The sequence below is a fragment of the Streptomyces sp. JJ38 genome (assembly GCF_019303475.1).
Taxonomy (GTDB): Bacteria; Actinomycetota; Actinomycetes; order Streptomycetales; family Streptomycetaceae; genus Streptomyces.
In genome coordinates this window covers 11,995-29,243 of sequence record NZ_JABLSI010000013.1, presented here as the reverse complement: position 1 = coordinate 29,243, position 17,249 = coordinate 11,995, and the positions used below count along the sequence as shown (strand labels likewise).

Genomic DNA, 17,249 nt, shown 5'->3' with positions numbered 1-17,249 from the left:
ACCGGCGCAATGCCAATGGACGGGCCTTTGACGACAACACCGCGCCCCGCGCCACGACTCCGCCGTCAGACGTCCGGGCACCGGCGGCTCCGCCGGCCCCGGGCAGCGGTGACCAGGGCCGACGGGGTAGCCGGTGCTGACGGCGTGGCCGAGCGGGGTGACCCGGGGCCGGCGGGCGGGTCAGTCGTTCGGAACCGTCTCGTAGCGGGGCGTCGCCTCGGCCATCTGACGCAGCACGTCCTTGCGCTCCCGCTTGGAGAGCCGGTCGATGTAGAGCCGCCCGTAGAGGTGGTCCGTCTCGTGCTGGAGGCAGCGCGCGAAGTAGCCGGTGCCGCGCACCTTGATCGGCTTGCCGTCGAGGTCCTGGCCGCTGACCTCCGCGTAATCCGGCCGGGCCAGCTCGCTGTAGGCACCGGGCACCGACAGGCAGCCCTCGCCACTGCCGTCCAGCCGCCGCCGCTCGGCCGGCAGCTCCGCCAGCACCGGGTTGCAGACGACGCCGACGTGCCGCACGCCCTCGTCGTCCGGGCAGTCGTAGACGAAGACCTTCAGGTCGACCCCGATCTGGTTCGCGGCCAGCCCGACCCCCTCCGCGGCCCGCTGCGAGGCGAACATGTCGTCCACGAGCCGGGCCAGCTCGTCGTCGAACTCCGTCACGTCCCGGCACTCGCGGTGCAGCACCGGATTGCCGACGACCGTGATCGGACGGGCGGTGCCCCGCTCGCGGTAGGCCCGCTCCCGCGCCTCACAGTCCTCGGTGTCGATCACGAACTCCGAGGCCGCCGCGTCCTCCCGGCCCTCCCCGGCCACATCCGGCCGGGTCTCCTGCTGCTGGGTCATGCCGCCGTACGCCTTCCTGACAACCTGCTGTTCCGCCCTACAGGGTACGGGGAGGCGGCACGGTGGCGGCTGCCAGCGGCGATTTCCGGCTACGGCTCAGCAGACCTCTTCCAGATCCCGCCACTCGCGGGTGTCCGGGCTGTCGGCCACCCAGCCGTCCAGGAGGCCGCGGACGAGGGAGGCGGGCGCGGCCAGACCGCATTCGCGCTCCGGCATCCAGATCTGGCCCGGCCCCCCGGGCGTCATATGGCCCAGCGGGCCGGGGTGGCCCGGCTCGCTGTGGTCGTGCGGGTCGTGCCGGGGCGCGCTGCCGTCGCCCTCGTCGCTCGGCATCCGCGACTCCGAGCAGGAACGGCACAGCAGCCGCACCGAGGAGGACCAGTCCTCGGCGGCGAAACCGGCGTCGGCGGCCAGCTGCTCCAGCGCCTCGCGGTCCGCCTCGGTGGCCGCCTCGAGCAGCACCACCCAGGTGGGCACCGGCGAGGGCGCCCACAGCTCTATCTCGTCGAAGACGGGGTATGCCGTGGGCCGTCCGCCCCCGCTCACCGTCCGCTCGCCGTTCGGCACGCCGTCGTGCAGCACCACCTCGCCCCAGCGCCGCCCGGAGGAGGGCAGCGGGATCGACTGCACGGTTATCCGGGCCGGGTCCAGCCGGCGCCCCCACACGACCTCCGACTCCCCCTCGGGGGACAGCCGCACGGCCGCGCTGCCCAGCTCCATGCCCGTCGGCTCGCCCAGGGCCGCGGCGTCGGCCGAGTCCGTCGGCACCTTCAGCCCGTAGGCCTGCCAGGCACGGCGGGCCAGCGGCCAGTCCTGCAGGGCGGTCGCGGCGATGCCCACGTTCCACCAGTCGGGGGCGCCCGTCGCCCGGTCCAGCAGCGCGACCGCGCGCAGACCGGCGGTGCGGGCCTGCTCCCAGTCGTGCCGGAACTTGTGCAGCAGGGCGAGGTTGAACCAGGACTCGGAGAGCCAGGGCTCCAGGTCGGCAGCGCGCGTCAACAGCTCGCCCGCGTCCTCGTACCGGCCGTCACCGATGAGGGTGAAGGCGCGGTCGGTGGCGAGCCGCCAGTCGGTGGACGGCCGGTGCCGTGCCCTGCCGAAGATCTTCACGATGATCCCGCCTGATTCCCGCCTGTCGATGATGGCGTCTGCCGTGTCCCTGTCGAGGGCGCCGCGTGCAGTGGCGTGTGGGGTCGCTACGGAGCACTTACCCCCGCATCCAACCATGCCCGCTCCGGCCCGCGCTCATTACCGCAAGGGGCGAACCGTTCCGCGGCGTTCCGGTCGCTACAGGGTCAGCTTGCTTCAGCCGACAGCAGGGCGCGACATGACGGGGGTCGGCCGGGTACGTGCCCGGTGAACGGCGGCCTCGGGGCCGCGGTGGGAGCGCCCGGACGGAGCCGTGCGAACACGGCGTGGAGAGGCCCGTACGCGGGGGGTGACGCCGGAGCCCGAACCGGCCGAACGGGTGCCCCGCGGGGGCTCAGTTCAGCTTGGGGCGTACCGGGGACGAGGACTCGTCGACGCCCTCGCCGAGGCTCTCCTCGGCGGCCGGACCGGGGTCCGAAGCGCCGTGGGAGTAGCGGGCGGTGTCCAGGACGGCCTGCTCCGGCACGGCGCCGCCGGAACGGATGAGGTCGATCCGGCCCATCACCTTCGACCGCAGGTCCGTGGGGACGTCGTCGTGGCCGCAGCATCGCTTGACGAGCTTCTTCACGGCCTGCTCCAGCCCGTACTTCTCCAGGCAGGGCGAGCACTCGTCGAAGTGCTCGGCCAGCTTCTCCCGGTCAGCGTCGGGCATTTCCTGGTCCAGGTACTCGTACAGGTGGTCCAGGACCTCTGAGCAGTCCGTCTCGTGCGGATCTCCGCAGCTCATGAGTCCGAGCCTTTCCGGTCGTGCGCTTCGTCGAACCCCCCGGAACCGCCCGCACCCGCAGCCGCCCCCGCGGGGACGAGGCCGCGCTCGCGCGCGTAGTCCTCCAGCATTCCGCGAAGCTGGCGGCGGCCTCGGTGCAGACGGGACATCACGGTGCCGATCGGCGTACCCATGATGTCGGCGATCTCCTTGTAGGCAAAGCCCTCGACGTCCGCGAGGTACACCGCGATGCGGAATTCCTCGGGAACGGCCTGGAGGGCCTCCTTCACGTCCGAGTCGGGCAGGTGGTCCAACGCCTCCGACTCGGCCGAACGCAGCCCCGTCGACATGTGCGACTCGGCACGGGCCAGCTGCCAGTCCTCGATCTCCTCCGCCGCGCTGCGCTGCGGCTCCCGCTGCTTCTTGCGGTAGGAGTTGATGAACGTGTTCGTGAGGATGCGGTACAACCACGCCTTGAGGTTGGTGCCCTCGCGGAACTGGTGGAACGAGCCGTAGGCCTTGGCGTACGTCTCCTGCACCAGATCCTCCGCGTCCGCCGGGTTGCGCGTCATGCGCAGGGCGGCGGAGTACATCTGGTCGAGAAAGCCGAGGGCGTCCCGCTCGAACCGGGCGTTGCGCTCGGCGTCCGTCTCCCGCGGCAGATGCTGCGTGCCGTCCTCGGTGCCCGTGACCGGACCCACCTCCTCCGTATCGGCGGCGAACCCCTTACCGGGCCCGCTGGAACCGGAGAATAGACGACGTTCCACACCATTCGCCGCCTGAATCTTCCCCGCACCGGCCAGCGCGAGGGTGGCCCAGTCCATCGCGACGGCCTGGGGACGCTGCGGGCAAGCGACTGAACCCATGGGGGCGGCTCCCTCTCCTGGTGCCTCGTGACGACGTGCGGTCCGTGCCGGACTCCCCGCCCGGCAGTCGGTCACAACACCGGCGCCCGGCGGATCATTCCCGGGTCAGCCACCCGGCCACGGCATCCGTGATCAGCGTCACAGCCGCGTCCTGGGAGAGCTCCGCCCGCTGGGGGACGGCGAAGCCGTGGTCGGCCTCCGGCACCTCGACGAGCTCCGTCCCGGCCGGGAACTCCCCGGGCCGCCCGAACGGGTCACGCCCGCCCTGGACGACGAGGACGGGCACCCCGGCGCCGAGGAGCTCCTCCGCCCGGGACTTCTCGGGCCGCCCCGGCGGGTGCAGCGGGAACGAGAGCGCCACGACTGCGGTGGCGCCCAGTTCCGCGGCGGTGCGGCACGCGACCCGGGCCCCGGCGCTGCGGCCGCCGGCCACGACGGGCAGCCCCTCGGCCGCCAGTCGGGGCCACAGCGCCCGCCAGGCCGTGTCCAGCGTCTTCGGGGCGGGCGCCACCTTCTTGCCCGCGACCCGCCAGGGCTGCTCGACCAGCGCGACCGTGACGCCGTGCCCGGGCAGTACCGCGGCCAGAGCGGCCAGGTCGCGCGCCTCGATGCCGCCGCCCGCCCCGTGCCCGAGAGCCAGGACGGTGTGCGCCCCGGAGGCGCGGTGCCAGGTGACGCGGGCCGGTCCGGCCGGGGTCTCGACGTCCTCGGTCTTCGGCTTCTCGGTGCTCATGGGGGCCATTAGACCCCGCAGCGCGAGCGGCTCAGAACAGCGTGCCGACCTCGGGGGCGTCGAGCTCCTCCACCAGCTCCGGGGCGTTGTTGCGCACGTTGCTGACCTCCGTGCTCACCGGGTAGGCGCGCAGCCGCCCGGTGGGCAGGCCGCCCAGCAGCTCCCGCAGCTCGCCCTCGTCGTCCCGCGCCGGGTCGAGCCAGGCGTCCCAGCGGTCCGCGGGCAGGGCGACCGGCATGCGCGGGTGGATGTCGGCCAGCGACCGGGGGCCGCCCTCCCCTCCTCCGGGCAGCGGCGCCGTCTCGGCCTCGGTGGTGATGACCGTGCACGTCACCCACCAGGCCCGGGGGTCGTCCGGAGCCCTGGTGACGTCCTTCCAGAACTCGTACAGCCCCGCCAGCGCCATCACCGAGCCGTCGACGGGCGTGACGAAGTACGGCTGCTTGCGGGGACGCTTCCGCCGGCCCCGCTGCTCCAGGTCCAGCTCCTCCTTGCCCGTCACCCACTCGAAGTAGCCGTCGGCCGGCAGCAGACAGCGGCGGGAGGTGAAGGCCCGGCGGAAAGCCGCCTTCTCGTGCACCGTCTCCGCCCGGGCGTTGATCATTTTGGCCCCGAGCTCCGGGGACTTCGCCCAGGAGGGCACCAGGCCCCAGCGCAACACCCGCAACTGCCGCACGGGGTCCGGATCGCCGGACCCCTTCACCGGCCGGTCGAGCACCGCGAACACGTCCTTGGTCGGCGCCACGTTCCAGTCCGGGGCCAGCGTCTCCGCCGGCTCCCACTTGCTCACATCGAAGAGCCCGACCAGGTCCTCGGGGCTCCGGCTCGCCGCGTACCGTCCGCACATGTGTGCAAGCCTGCCACGCGGCCCGGACATCCGGGCGCGGGAGGCGGGCCCTCAGGCGTCGCCGGGCGGCTCGATGTCGCGGGCGCTGAGGGCCAGTTCGTTGCGGAAGGTGACGTACGGCCGAATCCGCGTCGTCCCGCGTCCGGGGTGCGGCAGTTCGACGGCGGGGTAGACGTCGGTCTTCCGGCGGTCGGCCGAGTCGCCTCCGATGCGCCCGATCGGCACCGGCTCCGCCCCGGGGGCGGGCAGCAGGCGCAGGTCCCACAGGTCGTGTTCGGCGCTGCGCCGGGCCAGCGCCCCGGCGTACGGCAGCGAGACGGTGAACCGGGAGCCGGCCAGCGGGCGGACCGCGGCGGTGAAGTCCCGGTCGGCGTCCTCACGGGAGGCGGCCAGCACCACAGCGTCCGGGCCCGGGACGGCTCCGTGCACGACGACGGTGACGACGACCGCCTCCTCCCCCACCTCGACATGCTCCACCTCGGCGTGGGCCGGGCGCAGCCAGGTGCGCACGCTGAGGTTGCCCTCGGAGGTGGTGTAGGGCACCCAGGCGGAGACGCCGTTCTCGTCCACCCTGGGCTCCAGGGTGACCAGCGCGGCCTGCTCCACCAGCTCCGCCCGCACCCGGCGGCGCCGGGCCGTGCCCCGCGGTGCCGTGTAGAGGTCCCAGCGGCCCTCGGGAAGCCGGTGCTCGCTCCGCCGGAGGACGACCTCGATCCAGCCGTCCGTTGCGTCCCGCCCAGCCGGCAGCGGGAGGACGACCTGCCGCTCCCCGGGGTCCTTGCGCAGCCGCAGCACCAGCTCGAGCGGCGCGTCGGGCAGGTCCGCGGTGGCGAGGCGGACGGCGACGCTCCCGTCCGCGGTGGCGGCGGCCCGGGCCCGGGGCGCGGGCGCGCCGGAGTCGGCGGAGTCGACGGGCCCTCGCCGGCTACCGCGCCACGCGCGGTAGCCGGCGAGGGCGCCGCGCAGCCGGCGGGCGGGGCCGCGGCGACGGGCCGCGCCCAGTTCCTCCATCAGTCTGATGTAGCGGGCCGCGATCCGCTCGGGGTCGTAGGCGCGGGCGGTCTCGCGGGCGGCGCGGCCCATGGCCCGCCGTCTCTCGTCGTCGTCGATGAGCTGGAGCAGGGCCTCGGCGAACGCGTCCTCGCCGCCGTCCAGCGGCACCAGCAGCCCGTCGCGCCCGTGGGTGATGATCTCCCCGGGGCCGAGCGGGCAGTCCGTGGAGACCACCGGGACACCGCAGTGCATGGCCTCGACGATGGTCATGCCGAAGGACTCGCCGTCGGAGGAGACGGCCGCAACGGCTCCTTTGGCCCACTCGGTCTCGATCGGCGTGACGGCCCCCATCAGGCGGACCCGGTTGTACAGGCCGAGCTCGTCGATGAGGCTCCGCAGGGATGCGGCGCGCGGCCCACGGCCGTACAGCCGCAGGGTCCAGTCGGGGCGTTCGGCGGCCACCTTGGCGAAGGCGCGCACGAGCCGGTCGTAGCGCTTGACCGGGATGAGCCGTCCGGCGGCGACGATCGTCTTCGAGTCGCCCTCGGAGGGGCTCACGGGCACGGCGGGCACGGCGTTGGGGATGCACAGGACGCGGGTGTCGGCTCCGGGCAGCATCTCGCGGTAGCGGACGGCGTCGGCCTCGGAGACGGTGACGAGGGCGTCGAGGCCCGCGAAGGCGGCCTTCTGATCCTCGCGGAGCCGCGGGTTGTGGAAGTCGTGGGTCAGGTGCTCCTGCCCGACGCGCAGGTAGCGCGAGCGGCCGTAGCGCTCCAGGTAGCCGTTGATGACGGGTCTGGTGCCGATGACGACGTCCGCCTCCGTCCGGCGCAGGTACTCCGCGACCCGTTCGTCGGTCAGCCGGGTGGGGGCGAGCGGACCGTTGCTGACGCCGCTGTCCTCCCACATGCCGGTCGGCTCCGCGGTGCGCGGGTGCCCGCCGTCGTAGCCGGGGGCGTCTCGGCGGCACTCGACGAGCGCCCGGGTACGCACCCCGGGGCGCAGCTCCAGCCGCAGGTCGTCCCTGGTCCGGTGGACGGAGACGATCTCGACGGTGTGCCCCGCCGCGGCGAGGGCGCCGCTGAGGTTCACCGTGGAGCGGATCGTGCCGCCGATTCCGTACGCGTTGTAGAGGAGGAACGCGATGTGCACCTCGCACCTTCCTGTTCCGGCCTGTCCCGGCCCGTCGACGTAGACGCCCGGCCGCGTGGGACCGGGCTATCTACCGCAACGATTCGGGCGCCCGGAGGCGTCGGAGGGAGTGGAGGTCTCCCCGGGCGGCGCGGGCCGCGCGGAAGCGGGCCCCACCGGGCCGGTCGGCCGAGGACGGCCGCCCAGCCGGCCCGCGGAGGACGGCGTGGCAGGGTGGACGACGAGCCGAACGGGAAGAGGAGCACATGGGGATCGACGACTTCGCCGACGTGTGGGGCCGGGTGACCGGCGTCCAGTCGGCGCCGGCGCTGTGGCTCGTCGTCGCCACCGGCCTGCTCGCGCTGGCGGTGGTGGGCATACGGGCCCCGTGGCGGTTCGCGCGGAACGCCGTGACGATCGCCCATGAGGGTGGCCACGCTCTGATGGCACTGTTGACGGGGCGTCAACTCCAAGGCATCAGGCTGCACTCGGACACCTCCGGACTCACGGTCTCCCGCGGCAAGCCGACCGGGATCGGCATGGTGCTCACCGCGGCGGCCGGCTACACCGCCCCGCCGCTCCTGGGCCTGGGCGGGGCGGCGCTGCTGGCCTCCGGGCGCATCACCGCGCTGTTGTGGGGGGCCACGGCGCTCCTTTTGGCCCTGCTCGTGATGGTGCGCAACGCCTACGGCGTGCTGACGGTGGTGTCCGCGGGCTCGCTGTTCGTGCTGGTGTCCTGGCTGACGTCCGCCGAGGTGCAGGCCCTCTTCGCCTACGCGGCGGTGTGGTTCCTGTTGCTGGGCGGTGTGCGCCCGGTGTTCGAGCTCCAGCGCGAGCGGCGCCGGGCCCGCAGGGTGCCGCAGGCCGCGTACGGGTGGCCCCAGGGCGCCCCCGAGGGGTCGTCCGGCATGCCCGACAGCGACGCCGACCAGCTCCACCGGCTGACCAACGTCCCCGCCGTGGGCTGGCTGCTGTTCTTCCACGCGGTCGCACTCTGCTCACTCGTGGGCGGCGGCACCTGGCTGCTGGGCGGGTAGGCGTTCGTCCCCCGCGCCGCCCACGGCCTAAAGTGAAGGTCATGACCGCCACCGCAGCCCACTGGCCCGCCCCCCGCGCGGCCGGCCCCGTCGACGCGACCGTCACCGTGCCCGGTTCCAAGTCGGTGACCAACCGCGCGCTGGTGCTGGCCGCCCTGGCCTCCGAGCCCGGCTGGATCCGGCGCCCCCTGCGCTCCCGGGACACGGTGCTGATGGCCGAGGCGCTGCGCACGATGGGCGTGGGCATCGAGGAGGGCGTCGGCCCCGACGGCACGGGTGAGGCGTGGCGCGTCATCCCGGCGGGCCTGCACGGCCCGGCCCGGGTGGACGTGGGCAACGCGGGCACCGTCATGCGCTTCCTGCCCCCCGTGGCGGCCCTGGCGGACGGGCCCGTCCACTTCGACGGCGACCCGCGCTCGTACGAGCGTCCGCTGCACGGCGTGATCGACGCCCTGCGCGCCCTCGGCGCCCGCATCGACGACGAGGGCCGGGGCGCCCTGCCGCTCACCGTGCACGGGGCGGGCTCGCTGGCCGGCGGCCCGGTGGGGGTCGACGCCTCGTCCTCCAGCCAGTTCGTGAGCGCCCTGCTGCTGTCGGCCCCGCGGTTCAACCAGGGCGTCGAGGTGCGGCACACCGGGCCGACGCTGCCCTCGCTGCCCCACATCCGGATGACGGTCGAGATGCTGCGGGCCGTCGGCGCCCAGGTGGACACCCCCGAGTCGGGCGGCGAGGCGAACGTGTGGCGGGTGACGCCGGGCGCGCTGCTCGGGCGGGACCTGACGGTGGAGCCGGACCTCTCCAACGCCCAGCCGTTCCTGGCCGCCGCCCTGGTGACCGGCGGCCGCGTCACCATTCCGGACTGGCCGCGGCACACCACCCAGCCGGGTGACGCCCTCCGGGAGATCTTCACCGCGATGGGTGGCCGGTGCGAGCTGGACGAGCGCGGGCTGACCTTCACCGGTACCGGCGCCGTCCACGGCATCGACGTCGACCTGTCGGACGTCGGCGAGCTCACCCCCGGCATCGCGGCGGTCGCGGCGCTCGCGGACTCCGAGTCGGTACTGCGCGGCGTCGCCCATCTGCGGCTGCACGAGACGGACCGGCTGGCGGCGCTCACCAAGGAGATCAACGGCCTCGGCGGCGCCGTGACCGAGACGGCCGACGGCCTGCGCATCCGGCCGCGGCCGCTGCACGGCGGGGTCTTCCACACCTACGACGACCACCGGCTGGCGACGGCGGGAGCGCTGCTCGGCCTGCTGGTGCCCGGCGTGGAGGTGGAGAACGTGGCGACGACCGCGAAGACGCTGCCGGAGTTCCCGGAGCTGTGGCAGGCCATGCTCGGCGCGGCCGCGTAGGGACGGCGCGGGCATGCGCCGCTACGGCAAGCACACCGACGAGGACGACATCCGGGTCCGCCCCGGGCGCCGGGGCAGCCGTCCGCGCACCCGCATCCGGCCCAAACACGAGGACGCGACCGAGGGCTTCGTCCTGACCGTGGACCGCGGGCGCGTCACGACGCTGGTCGACGGCCGGACCGTCACCGCGATGAAGGCCCGCGAACTGGGCCGCAAAGGCGTGGTGGTGGGCGACCGGGTCGCCGTCGTGGGGGATCTGTCGGGTGAGAAGGACACGCTCGCGCGGATCGTGCGCGTGGAGGAGCGCTCGTCGGTCCTGCGCCGCACGGCCGACGACGACGACCCGTACGAGCGCATCGTCGTCGCCAACGCCGACCAGCTGGCCATCGTCACCGCGCTCGCCGACCCCGAGCCGCGGCCGCGGCTGATCGACCGTTGCCTCGTCGCCGCCTACGACGCGGGGCTCGAACCACTGCTCGTCCTCACCAAGGCGGACCTGGCCCCCGCCGAGGAGCTGCTGTCGGCGTACGCCCCGCTGGGGGTGCGGGCGGTGGCGACCCGGCACGACGAACCGGCGACCCTGGTCCGGGAGCTGCTGGAAGGGCGGGTCACGGCCTTCGTCGGGCACTCGGGCGTCGGCAAGACGACGCTGGTCAACGCCCTGGTGCCGGAGCGCAGCCGGGCGACGGGCGTCGTCAACGCCGTCACCGGGCGAGGCCGCCACACGACGACCTCGGCGCTGGCGCTGCCGCTGCCGGACGACGAGGGGTGGGTCATCGACACCCCGGGCGTGCGGTCCTTCGGACTGAACCACGTGGACCCGGCCCGCGTGATCCACGCCTTCCCCGATCTGGAGCCGGGCACGGTGGAGTGCCCACGGGCGTGCAGCCACGACGAGCCGGACTGCGCGCTGGACGCGTGGGTGGCCGGGGGGCACGCGGAGCCGGCCCGGCTGGACTCCCTGCGCCGGCTCCTGGCCACCCGGGAGCGCCGCGAGGGCGACTGAGCCCGTCCGCCGGCCCCCGCCACCGGGCTCCGCCGCCGATCGACGGACGCCGCGGCCCGTCGACGGACGCCGCCGTCAGTCGACGGGCGTCCCGGCAGGCGTCCCGCGCAGGAGAGCCGCGACGACGGCCGCCACCCCGGCAGGGGCCGCCGGGTCGGCCGGGGGCACCACGACGTAGGAGAGGGCGAGCCGCAGGCCCACCTCGCAGGCCCGGCGCAACTCGGCCTCCCGGGTGCCGCACAGGGCGTCCATGGTGGTGGCGCACAGCCGGGCGACGACCTGCTCGGGCCGGTGCTCGGGCAGCGGCAGCCGGGAGTCCCAGAAGCCGGTCAGCGCGGCGCGCAGGAGCGGCTCCTCCCGCGCGCGGTCGAGCATCCAGACGGCCGCAGCGGCGCAGCACGCGGCCGGATCGCCGCCGAGGCGGCGGGCGGCGGTCACCGCGTCGGCCGCGCCGGTGACGAGCCCGTCGATCTGCCGGTCCACGAGGGCGGCCCCGAGCCCCTCCTTCGTGCGGAACTCGTTGTACAGGGTCTGCCGGGAGACTCCGGCCGCCGCGGCGACCTCCACCATGCGCACGGTCGCCCAGGGCTGGTCCGCCAGCGCCGTCTGAGCGGCGATCAGCAGGGCCTCGCGCGCGCTGGGCATGCTCCCCTCCCCCCTCGGCCACGTTCGATTTGCGGCACAGGATCAACGGACGGACCAGGCATGTCAATACGTCGGAGGCCGGAACCCGGGAGGTGTGCGGACGGCGGCATCCGGACGAACGTGCCGCGCCCGGACGGACCGCCCGTGTGGCCGGGGCACGCCCCACTCGGTACTGTTCGATCATGCCGGACTATCACGATGATCTGCGTCTCGCCCACGTGCTGGCCGATGCGGCCGACGCCACCACGATGGAGCGGTTCAAGGCGCTCGACCTCAAGGTCGAGACGAAACCTGACATGACGCCGGTCAGCGAGGCCGACAAGGCCGCCGAGGAGCTGGTCCGGGCGTCGCTGCAACGGGCCAGGCCGCGCGACGCCGTGCTCGGCGAGGAGTTCGGCACCGAGGGCACAGGCCCGCGGCGCTGGGTCATCGACCCGATCGACGGCACCAAGAACTACGTCCGCGGCGTCCCGGTGTGGGCCACGCTCATCGCCCTTATGGAGCGGGGCGAGGAGGGCGACCGTCCGGTCGTCGGCGTCGTCTCCGCCCCGGCGCTGGGCCGCCGCTGGTGGGCGGCCGAGGGCGGCGGCGCCTACACGGGACGGAGCCTGTCGGCGGCGACGCGGCTACAGGTGTCCCGGGTGTCCCGGCTGCGGGACGCCTCGTTCGCGTACTCCTCGCTGTCCGGGTGGGAGGAGCGCGGCCGGCTCGGCGGCTTCCTCGACCTCACCCGCTCCGTGTGGCGTACCCGGGCCTACGGCGACTTCTGGCCCTACATGATGGTCGCCGAGGGCTCGGTGGACCTGTGCGCGGAGCCGGAGCTGTCGCTGTGGGACATGGCGGCCAACGTGGTCATCGTCCAGGAGGCGGGCGGCACGTTCACCGGGCTCGACGGCCGTCCCGGGCCGCACAGCGGGGACGCCGCCGCGTCCAACGGCCTGCTGCACCCGGAGCTGCTGGAGTACCTGGGCGGCTGACGGGCCGCGCACGGCGCCCGGCGGGGGCGCGCGGGCGCGTCGGCGGCAGCGGGCCGCGCACGACCTCTTGTTGGGGTTCCACGTCCGTGTGACTATGAACACTCCCCCGCTTGTGAGCTTGTGAATTCGTTCTCGTTGACGCGAACGGACTCCCGGCTCCGCCAAGGAGGTGGCACGTCGACCATGCCCGACCTCGTCCGTGACGCCATGACGACCACGGTCCTCACCATCGGTCCCACCCACACCCTCCGTCAGGCCGCCTGCCTGATGGCCGGGCGCCGGGTCGGGGCCGCAGTGGTGCTCGACACCGACACCAGCGGGCTCGGCATCCTGACCGAGCGCGACATCCTCAACTCCGTGGGCTGCGGCCAGGACCCCGACCGGGAGACCGCGCACGCCCACACCACGACATCCGTCGTGTTCGCCGCGCCGGAGTGGACACTGGAGGAGGCCGCCGGAGCGATGACGCGCGGCGGCTTCCGCCACCTGATCGTGCTCGACGACCGCGAACCGGTCGGCATCGTGTCCGTACGCGACATCGTCCGCTGCTGGACGGCCTCGGGCGGACCGCCCCGCGCGGCGTCCCGGCCGGGCGCCGTCGCCGTCTGATCCCACGGCCCGAAAGGCCGAAGGGGCCGGAGCCCATTGGCGTCCGGCCCCTCCGGGGTGGGCGGCAGGCGGTCGGCCCCACCGCGCAGGGCCTTGACCACGGTGGAGGACCGCCTGCCGCGGTCAGTGGCGCGGCTCAGCCACGCAGCGCCCGCACGGCTTCCTCCAGCCGCTTGCCGTAGTCGGCGTCGGCCCGGCGGAAGTTCTCGACGGCGCGCTCCGCGATGTCCTCGCGCGAGACCTTGGCGATGAAGCCCGCCAGGTTGTCGATCAGGCGCTGCTTCTCGTCCTCCGACATCAGCCGGTAGAGGTTGCCCGCCTGGACGAAGTCGTCGTCCTCGGCGTGGCGCGGCGCCTCGTGGTCCCCGGTGGCACCGGAGACCGGCACGGGCTCCCACAGCGGACGGCCGGTCTCCGCCGGGCCGCCGAAGCTGTTGGGCTCGTAGTTGCGCGCCCGGCCGTGGCGACCGTCGTACAGGGCGCCGTCCCGTCCGTGGGTGCGGGCCTCGCCGGCCTTCGGACGGTTGACCGGCAGGTGGTCCGCGTTGATGCCGACGCGGTAGCGGTGCGCGTCGCCGTAGGCGAAGAGGCGCCCCTGCAGCATCTTGTCCGGCGAGGGACCGATACCCGGGACGAAGTGGTGCGGGGAGAAGACCGACTGCTCGACCTCGGCGAAGATGTTCTCCGGGTTGCGGTTGAGCTCCAGCCTGCCGATCTCCACCGGCGGGTAGTCCTCGTGCGGCCAGACCTTGGTGAGGTCGAACGGGTTGAAGCGGTACTCCGCCGCCTCGGCCGCGGGCATGATCTGCACCTGCACCGTCCAGCTCGGGAACGCGCCGCGCTCGATGGACTCGCGCAGGTCCCGCTGGTGGCTGTCCGGGTCCCGGCCCGCCAGGACGTCGGCCTCCTCCTGGGTGAGGTTCCGGATGCCCTGGTCGGTCTTGAAGTGGTACTTGACCCAGAACACCTCGCCGGCCTCGTTGCTCCACTGGAAGGTGTGCGAGCCGTAGCCGTTCATGTGCCGGTAGGAGGCCGGGATGCCGCGGTCCCCGAAGAGCCAGGTCACCTGGTGTGTGGACTCCGGCGAGAGGCTCCAGAAGTCCCAGACGTTGTCCGCCTCCTGGGAGCCGGTGTACGGGTCGCGCTTCTGGGTGTGGATGAAGTCGGGGAACTTGAGGGCGTCCTTGATGAAGAACACCGGGGTGTTGTTGCCGACGAGGTCGTAGTTGCCCTCCTCGGTGTAGAACTTCACCGCGAAGCCGCGGGGGTCGCGCACCGCGTCGGCCGCGCCCAGATTGCCCGCCACGGTGGAGAAGCGGAGGAATACCTCGGTCCGCTTACCGATCTCCGAGAGGAACTTCGCACGCGTGTACTTCGTCACATCGGCGGTCACCGTGAAGGTGCCGTAGGCGCCCGCACCCCGCGCGTGGACGACCCGCTCGGGGATGCGCTCGCGGTTGAAGTGGGCGAGCTTCTCCAGCAGAAGCTGGTCCTGAACCAGGACGGGGCCGCCGATTCCGGCCGTCTGGCTGTTCTGGTTGTCCGCGACGGGAGCGCCCGCCTCCGTGGTCAGAGGACCGTTCTCACTCTGGGCAGTCACTCGTTCGCCTCCTGCACTTGTCCTGTCCTGCACTGTCGCCGAGACCAGAGCCTACATTGGACTGTGTCTAAGTCAAGATGACTATGAAGTCCGTACACAGTCCGACCGGGCGGCTGTCCACTGTTAAGCTGGCCCCACCTGAACGATGGGTGGGATCGATGAGTGACCTTCTGGAACGGCTGCGCAACCGCGGCTGGCGGCTGACCGCACAGCGCCGCGTCGTCGCCGAGGTCCTCGACGGGGACCACGTGCACTTCACCGCCGACGAGGTGCACGCCCGGGCGGCCGAACGGCTTCCCGAGATCGCTCGTGCAACCGTGTACAACACACTCAGCGAACTCGTCGCGCTCGGCGAGGTCATCGAGGTCAGCACGGACGGCCGCGCCAAGCGGTACGACCCGAACGCCCACCACACGCACCAGCACCTGGTGTGCTCGCGCTGTGGCACGATCCGGGACGTCCACCCGGCCGCCGACCCGCTCGGCGCCCTGCCCGAGAGCGAGCGGTTCGGATTCGCCGTCTCCGAGGCCTCCGTCATCTACCGGGGCGTGTGCCCCTCCTGCGCCGCCGCCTGACCGGCCGCGCCCGCACACCAGCACGACGCAAGCGAACGGCCCGCCCCGAGGGGCGGGCCGTTCGCTTGCCCGGACGGACTGCGGACGCATTCCAGGATGGGCGGGCGGACACGAAAAGACCGGTGGCCCGGAACCATGGGTTCCGGGCCACCGGTTTCAGTAGCGGGGACAGGATTTGAACCTGCGACCTCTGGGTTATGAGCCCAGCGAGCTACCGAGCTGCTCCACCCCGCGCCGTTGTGTCCCCCACTCTAGCCACAGGGTTACGACCAGCGCAAATCCGTGGACCGCCCGCGGTACTCAGGCCGAGAGCTCGGAGTGCAGCGCCTCGCTGAGCCGGGCCGCCCGCTCCGCCACGGCCGCCGGCCCCAGCTCCACGGCCCGTGCGCACCAGTGCCGCCCCTCGGCCAGCTCGTTGCGGCGCGCGGCCAGCAGGGCGAGGCGCAGCGCGGCCCGGCCGTGGCCCGCCTCGGCGGCACGGGCCCACCACAGGGCGGCCTCCGGCTCCGCCCCCTCCCGGGCCAGCAGCAGGCCGAGGTTGAACGCGCCGTTCGGGCTCCCCGCCTCCGCGGCCGTGCGGTACCAGTGGGCCGCCTCGACGACCTCCCCGCGGGCCGCCGCGCACATGCCCACCCGCACCTGCGCCCGGCGGTGCCCACCGCGGGCCGCCGCGGCGTACCAGCGCTCGTACTCCGGCGGCTCCTCGCCGTCCCGGTCGCCTTCGCCGCCGGTCGACCGCCCCGTCGGCACACGTGTCCCGGCACGCTCGGGAGAGGCCTCGGAGGCCCGGGCCGGCCCCGGCCGGCCGGACGGGCCCGAGGGCTCGGTCGCGTCGGACACCTCGGCCGTGCGGCGCTCCAGCAGGGAGGCCAGCCGGAAGGCACCCTCCACGCTGCCGCCCTCCGCCGCGCGGCGCAGGACGCGCTCGGCGGCGTCCTCCTCGCCGTCCCGCAGGAGCGAGCCGCCGACCTGCAGGGCCGCCCCCGCGTGACCGGCCTCGGCGGCCTGCCGGTACCAGTGCAGTGCCTCGCGCTCCGCCCCGCGCCCGGCGTGCAGGATGCCGAGGTTGAACGCCGCGTCCACGCTCCCGCCCTCGGCGGCCTTGGAGAACCACGGCTCCGCACCCTCGGTGTCCCCGCGCTGGAGCAGCAGGACGGCCAACGCGTTGGCCGCCTCGGTGTGACCGGCGTAGGCCGCCTTGCGGTACCACTGCTCGGCCTGGGCCTCGCGGCCCTGCCCCGCGCAGAGCAGGCCGAGGTTGAACGCACCGTTGATGTCCCCCGCGTCCAGGGCCGTCAGGTACCAGCGCTCCGCCTCCTGGCGTCGGCCGCGCTCGGCGTGCAGCGCGCCCAGCGCGTTGGCGGCGTTGCCGTCGCCCTCCCGCGCGGCCCGCAGCCACCACTCCTCGGCGGCCGCCTCGTTCCCGCCGTCGCGCAGCAGGAAACCGAGCGCGCAGGCGGCACCGGGCTCACCCTCGCCCGCGGCGATCAGGTACCAGCGGCCGGCCTCCCGCGCCTCCCCGCGCTCCTCCAGGATCATGCCGAGGCGCAGGGCGGCTCCGCGGTGGCCACGGGACGCGGCCTGCCGGAACCAGGACTCCGCGGCCGTGGAAGCGCCCGCGGAGTCGGCGGCCGGGAGACTGTGCAGGCCCATCCGGTAGGCGGCCTCGCGGTGCCCGCCCTCGGCGGCGGCCCGGAACCACGCCTGGGCCCCCTCCTCGCCGCGGTGGTCGAGCAGATCGGCCAGGGCGTAGGCGCCCAGGGTGTGGCCCGCCTCGGCCGACTGCCGCAGCCAGTAGTCGGCGGCCACCTCGTCGCCGCGCTCCCGGTGGTGCCGACCGAGCGCGTGGGCGGCGGCCGCCGAACCGGCCACGGCCGCGGCCCGCCACCACTCGGCCGCCTCGTCGGCACGGCCGCGCTGGTGCAGCAGCACTCCGAGGTTGTTGACGGCGGCCCGGTCCCCGGCCGCGGCGGCGGCCCGCAGGTGCGGCTCCGCCTCGTCCAGCTCGCCCCGGCGCAGCAGGGCGGCGCCGAGCGCGCTCAGGCCCCCGGCCTCCTCCGTGGACGGCCCGAGCGGTTCGTCGGGACCTGCGGTGCGGACGTCACGCACAACTCCGGCATTCCGGCGCGCTGTGTAGCCAAGCCCTGTCATCTCCCCCATAACGTCCATCGTCGCACCAC

Annotated in this window: 16 protein-coding genes and 1 tRNA gene; 6 read left to right on the top strand and 11 right to left on the bottom strand. The window is 74.0% G+C overall.

Annotation, left to right across the window (positions count from 1 at the left end; all coding sequences use genetic code 11):
- Positions 1-180: 180 nt before the first annotated feature.
- From def to HPT28_RS08640, 7 genes are all read right to left on the bottom strand, one after another.
- Positions 181-840, bottom strand: coding sequence for a peptide deformylase (gene def, locus HPT28_RS08670; protein ID WP_219090387.1), 660 nt, complete (start codon positions 838-840; stop codon positions 181-183).
- Positions 841-936: 96 nt separating this feature from the next.
- Positions 937-1,950 carry a tetratricopeptide repeat protein gene (locus HPT28_RS08665; RefSeq protein WP_219090386.1) on the bottom strand — a complete coding sequence of 338 codons (1,014 nt, stop codon included), beginning with the start codon at positions 1,948-1,950 and terminating at the stop codon, positions 937-939.
- Between the two features lie 373 nt (positions 1,951-2,323).
- Positions 2,324-2,716: a mycothiol system anti-sigma-R factor gene (gene rsrA / locus HPT28_RS08660; protein WP_219090385.1), complete on the bottom strand. Its 393-nt coding sequence runs from the start codon at positions 2,714-2,716 to the stop codon at positions 2,324-2,326.
- Positions 2,713-3,396: a sigma-70 family RNA polymerase sigma factor gene (locus HPT28_RS08655; RefSeq protein WP_374226943.1), complete on the bottom strand. Its 684-nt coding sequence runs from the start codon at positions 3,394-3,396 to the stop codon at positions 2,713-2,715. Before HPT28_RS08655 ends, rsrA begins: the two co-directional genes overlap by 4 nt.
- A 259-nt stretch (positions 3,397-3,655) precedes the next feature.
- Positions 3,656-4,294 (bottom strand): alpha/beta family hydrolase, encoded by a 639-nt coding sequence (locus tag HPT28_RS08650; RefSeq protein ID WP_219090383.1) that lies wholly within the window; start codon positions 4,292-4,294, stop codon positions 3,656-3,658.
- 31 nt (positions 4,295-4,325) lie between these two features.
- Positions 4,326-5,141 (bottom strand): SOS response-associated peptidase, encoded by an 816-nt coding sequence (locus HPT28_RS08645; protein ID WP_219090382.1) that lies wholly within the window; start codon positions 5,139-5,141, stop codon positions 4,326-4,328.
- A gap of 51 nt (positions 5,142-5,192) precedes the next feature.
- Positions 5,193-7,286, bottom strand: a complete 2,094-nt coding sequence (locus HPT28_RS08640; protein WP_219090381.1) for a glycosyltransferase — start codon at positions 7,284-7,286, stop codon at positions 5,193-5,195.
- A 245-nt stretch (positions 7,287-7,531) separates the two neighbouring features.
- Here HPT28_RS08640 and HPT28_RS08635 point away from each other — a divergent pair, with 245 nt between their 5' ends.
- Genes HPT28_RS08635 through rsgA form a run of 3 tightly spaced genes read left to right on the top strand, consistent with a single transcriptional unit; the run spans position 7,532 to position 10,663 of the window.
- The gene (locus HPT28_RS08635; RefSeq protein ID WP_219090380.1) at positions 7,532-8,302 is read left to right on the top strand and encodes a M50 family metallopeptidase; all 771 of its coding nucleotides are present in this window, start codon (positions 7,532-7,534) and stop codon (positions 8,300-8,302) included.
- A 41-nt stretch (positions 8,303-8,343) separates the two neighbouring features.
- Positions 8,344-9,657 (top strand): 3-phosphoshikimate 1-carboxyvinyltransferase, encoded by a 1,314-nt coding sequence (aroA, locus tag HPT28_RS08630; protein WP_219090379.1) that lies wholly within the window; start codon positions 8,344-8,346, stop codon positions 9,655-9,657.
- A 13-nt stretch (positions 9,658-9,670) separates the two neighbouring features.
- On the top strand, positions 9,671-10,663 hold the full coding sequence (rsgA, locus tag HPT28_RS08625) for a ribosome small subunit-dependent GTPase A (protein ID WP_219090378.1): 993 nt from the start codon (positions 9,671-9,673) through the stop codon (positions 10,661-10,663).
- A gap of 75 nt (positions 10,664-10,738) precedes the next feature.
- Here rsgA and HPT28_RS08620 read toward each other — a convergent pair whose 3' ends face one another.
- The gene (locus tag HPT28_RS08620; protein ID WP_219090377.1) at positions 10,739-11,308 is read right to left on the bottom strand and encodes a TetR/AcrR family transcriptional regulator; all 570 of its coding nucleotides are present in this window, start codon (positions 11,306-11,308) and stop codon (positions 10,739-10,741) included.
- A 182-nt stretch (positions 11,309-11,490) separates the two neighbouring features.
- Between HPT28_RS08620 and hisN the strand changes: the two genes are divergently transcribed.
- Both hisN and HPT28_RS08610 read left to right on the top strand, forming a co-directional pair.
- Positions 11,491-12,285, top strand: a complete 795-nt coding sequence (gene hisN / locus HPT28_RS08615; protein ID WP_219090376.1) for a histidinol-phosphatase — start codon at positions 11,491-11,493, stop codon at positions 12,283-12,285.
- Positions 12,286-12,468: 183 nt separating this feature from the next.
- On the top strand, positions 12,469-12,894 hold the full coding sequence (locus HPT28_RS08610) for a cyclic nucleotide-binding/CBS domain-containing protein (protein WP_219090375.1): 426 nt from the start codon (positions 12,469-12,471) through the stop codon (positions 12,892-12,894).
- A gap of 136 nt (positions 12,895-13,030) precedes the next feature.
- Here the strand turns inward: HPT28_RS08610 and HPT28_RS08605 are convergent, their stop codons facing one another.
- Positions 13,031-14,494, bottom strand: a complete 1,464-nt coding sequence (locus tag HPT28_RS08605) for a catalase (protein WP_219090374.1) — start codon at positions 14,492-14,494, stop codon at positions 13,031-13,033.
- Positions 14,495-14,652: 158 nt separating this feature from the next.
- Here HPT28_RS08605 and HPT28_RS08600 point away from each other — a divergent pair, with 158 nt between their 5' ends.
- Entirely contained in the window at positions 14,653-15,069 is a 417-nt protein-coding gene (locus HPT28_RS08600) for a Fur family transcriptional regulator (protein ID WP_219090373.1), read from the top strand.
- 160 nt (positions 15,070-15,229) lie between these two features.
- On the opposite strand, the gene HPT28_RS08595 is transcribed toward HPT28_RS08600, so the two are convergent.
- Both HPT28_RS08595 and HPT28_RS08590 read right to left on the bottom strand, forming a co-directional pair.
- Positions 15,230-15,303 (bottom strand) — tRNA-Met (locus tag HPT28_RS08595).
- A 66-nt stretch (positions 15,304-15,369) separates the two neighbouring features.
- Positions 15,370-17,238 (bottom strand): tetratricopeptide repeat protein, encoded by a 1,869-nt coding sequence (locus HPT28_RS08590; protein ID WP_374226939.1) that lies wholly within the window; start codon positions 17,236-17,238, stop codon positions 15,370-15,372.
- Positions 17,239-17,249: the final 11 nt, after the last annotated feature.

Coding starts and splice junctions, on each gene's coding strand:
- def (WP_219090387.1), bottom strand. CDS start 840: ATGACCCAGCAGCAGGAGACCCGGCCGGATGTGGCCGGGGAGGGCCGG.
- HPT28_RS08635 (WP_219090380.1), top strand. CDS start 7,532: ATGGGGATCGACGACTTCGCCGACGTGTGGGGCCGGGTGACCGGCGTC.
- rsrA (WP_219090385.1), bottom strand. CDS start 2,716: ATGAGCTGCGGAGATCCGCACGAGACGGACTGCTCAGAGGTCCTGGAC.
- HPT28_RS08610 (WP_219090375.1), top strand. CDS start 12,469: ATGCCCGACCTCGTCCGTGACGCCATGACGACCACGGTCCTCACCATC.
- HPT28_RS08590 (WP_374226939.1), bottom strand. CDS start 17,238: ATGGACGTTATGGGGGAGATGACAGGGCTTGGCTACACAGCGCGCCGG.
- hisN (WP_219090376.1), top strand. CDS start 11,491: ATGCCGGACTATCACGATGATCTGCGTCTCGCCCACGTGCTGGCCGAT.
- HPT28_RS08600 (WP_219090373.1), top strand. CDS start 14,653: ATGAGTGACCTTCTGGAACGGCTGCGCAACCGCGGCTGGCGGCTGACC.
- HPT28_RS08645 (WP_219090382.1), bottom strand. CDS start 5,141: ATGTGCGGACGGTACGCGGCGAGCCGGAGCCCCGAGGACCTGGTCGGG.
- HPT28_RS08620 (WP_219090377.1), bottom strand. CDS start 11,308: ATGCCCAGCGCGCGCGAGGCCCTGCTGATCGCCGCTCAGACGGCGCTG.
- HPT28_RS08650 (WP_219090383.1), bottom strand. CDS start 4,294: ATGAGCACCGAGAAGCCGAAGACCGAGGACGTCGAGACCCCGGCCGGA.
- rsgA (WP_219090378.1), top strand. CDS start 9,671: ATGCGCCGCTACGGCAAGCACACCGACGAGGACGACATCCGGGTCCGC.
- aroA (WP_219090379.1), top strand. CDS start 8,344: ATGACCGCCACCGCAGCCCACTGGCCCGCCCCCCGCGCGGCCGGCCCC.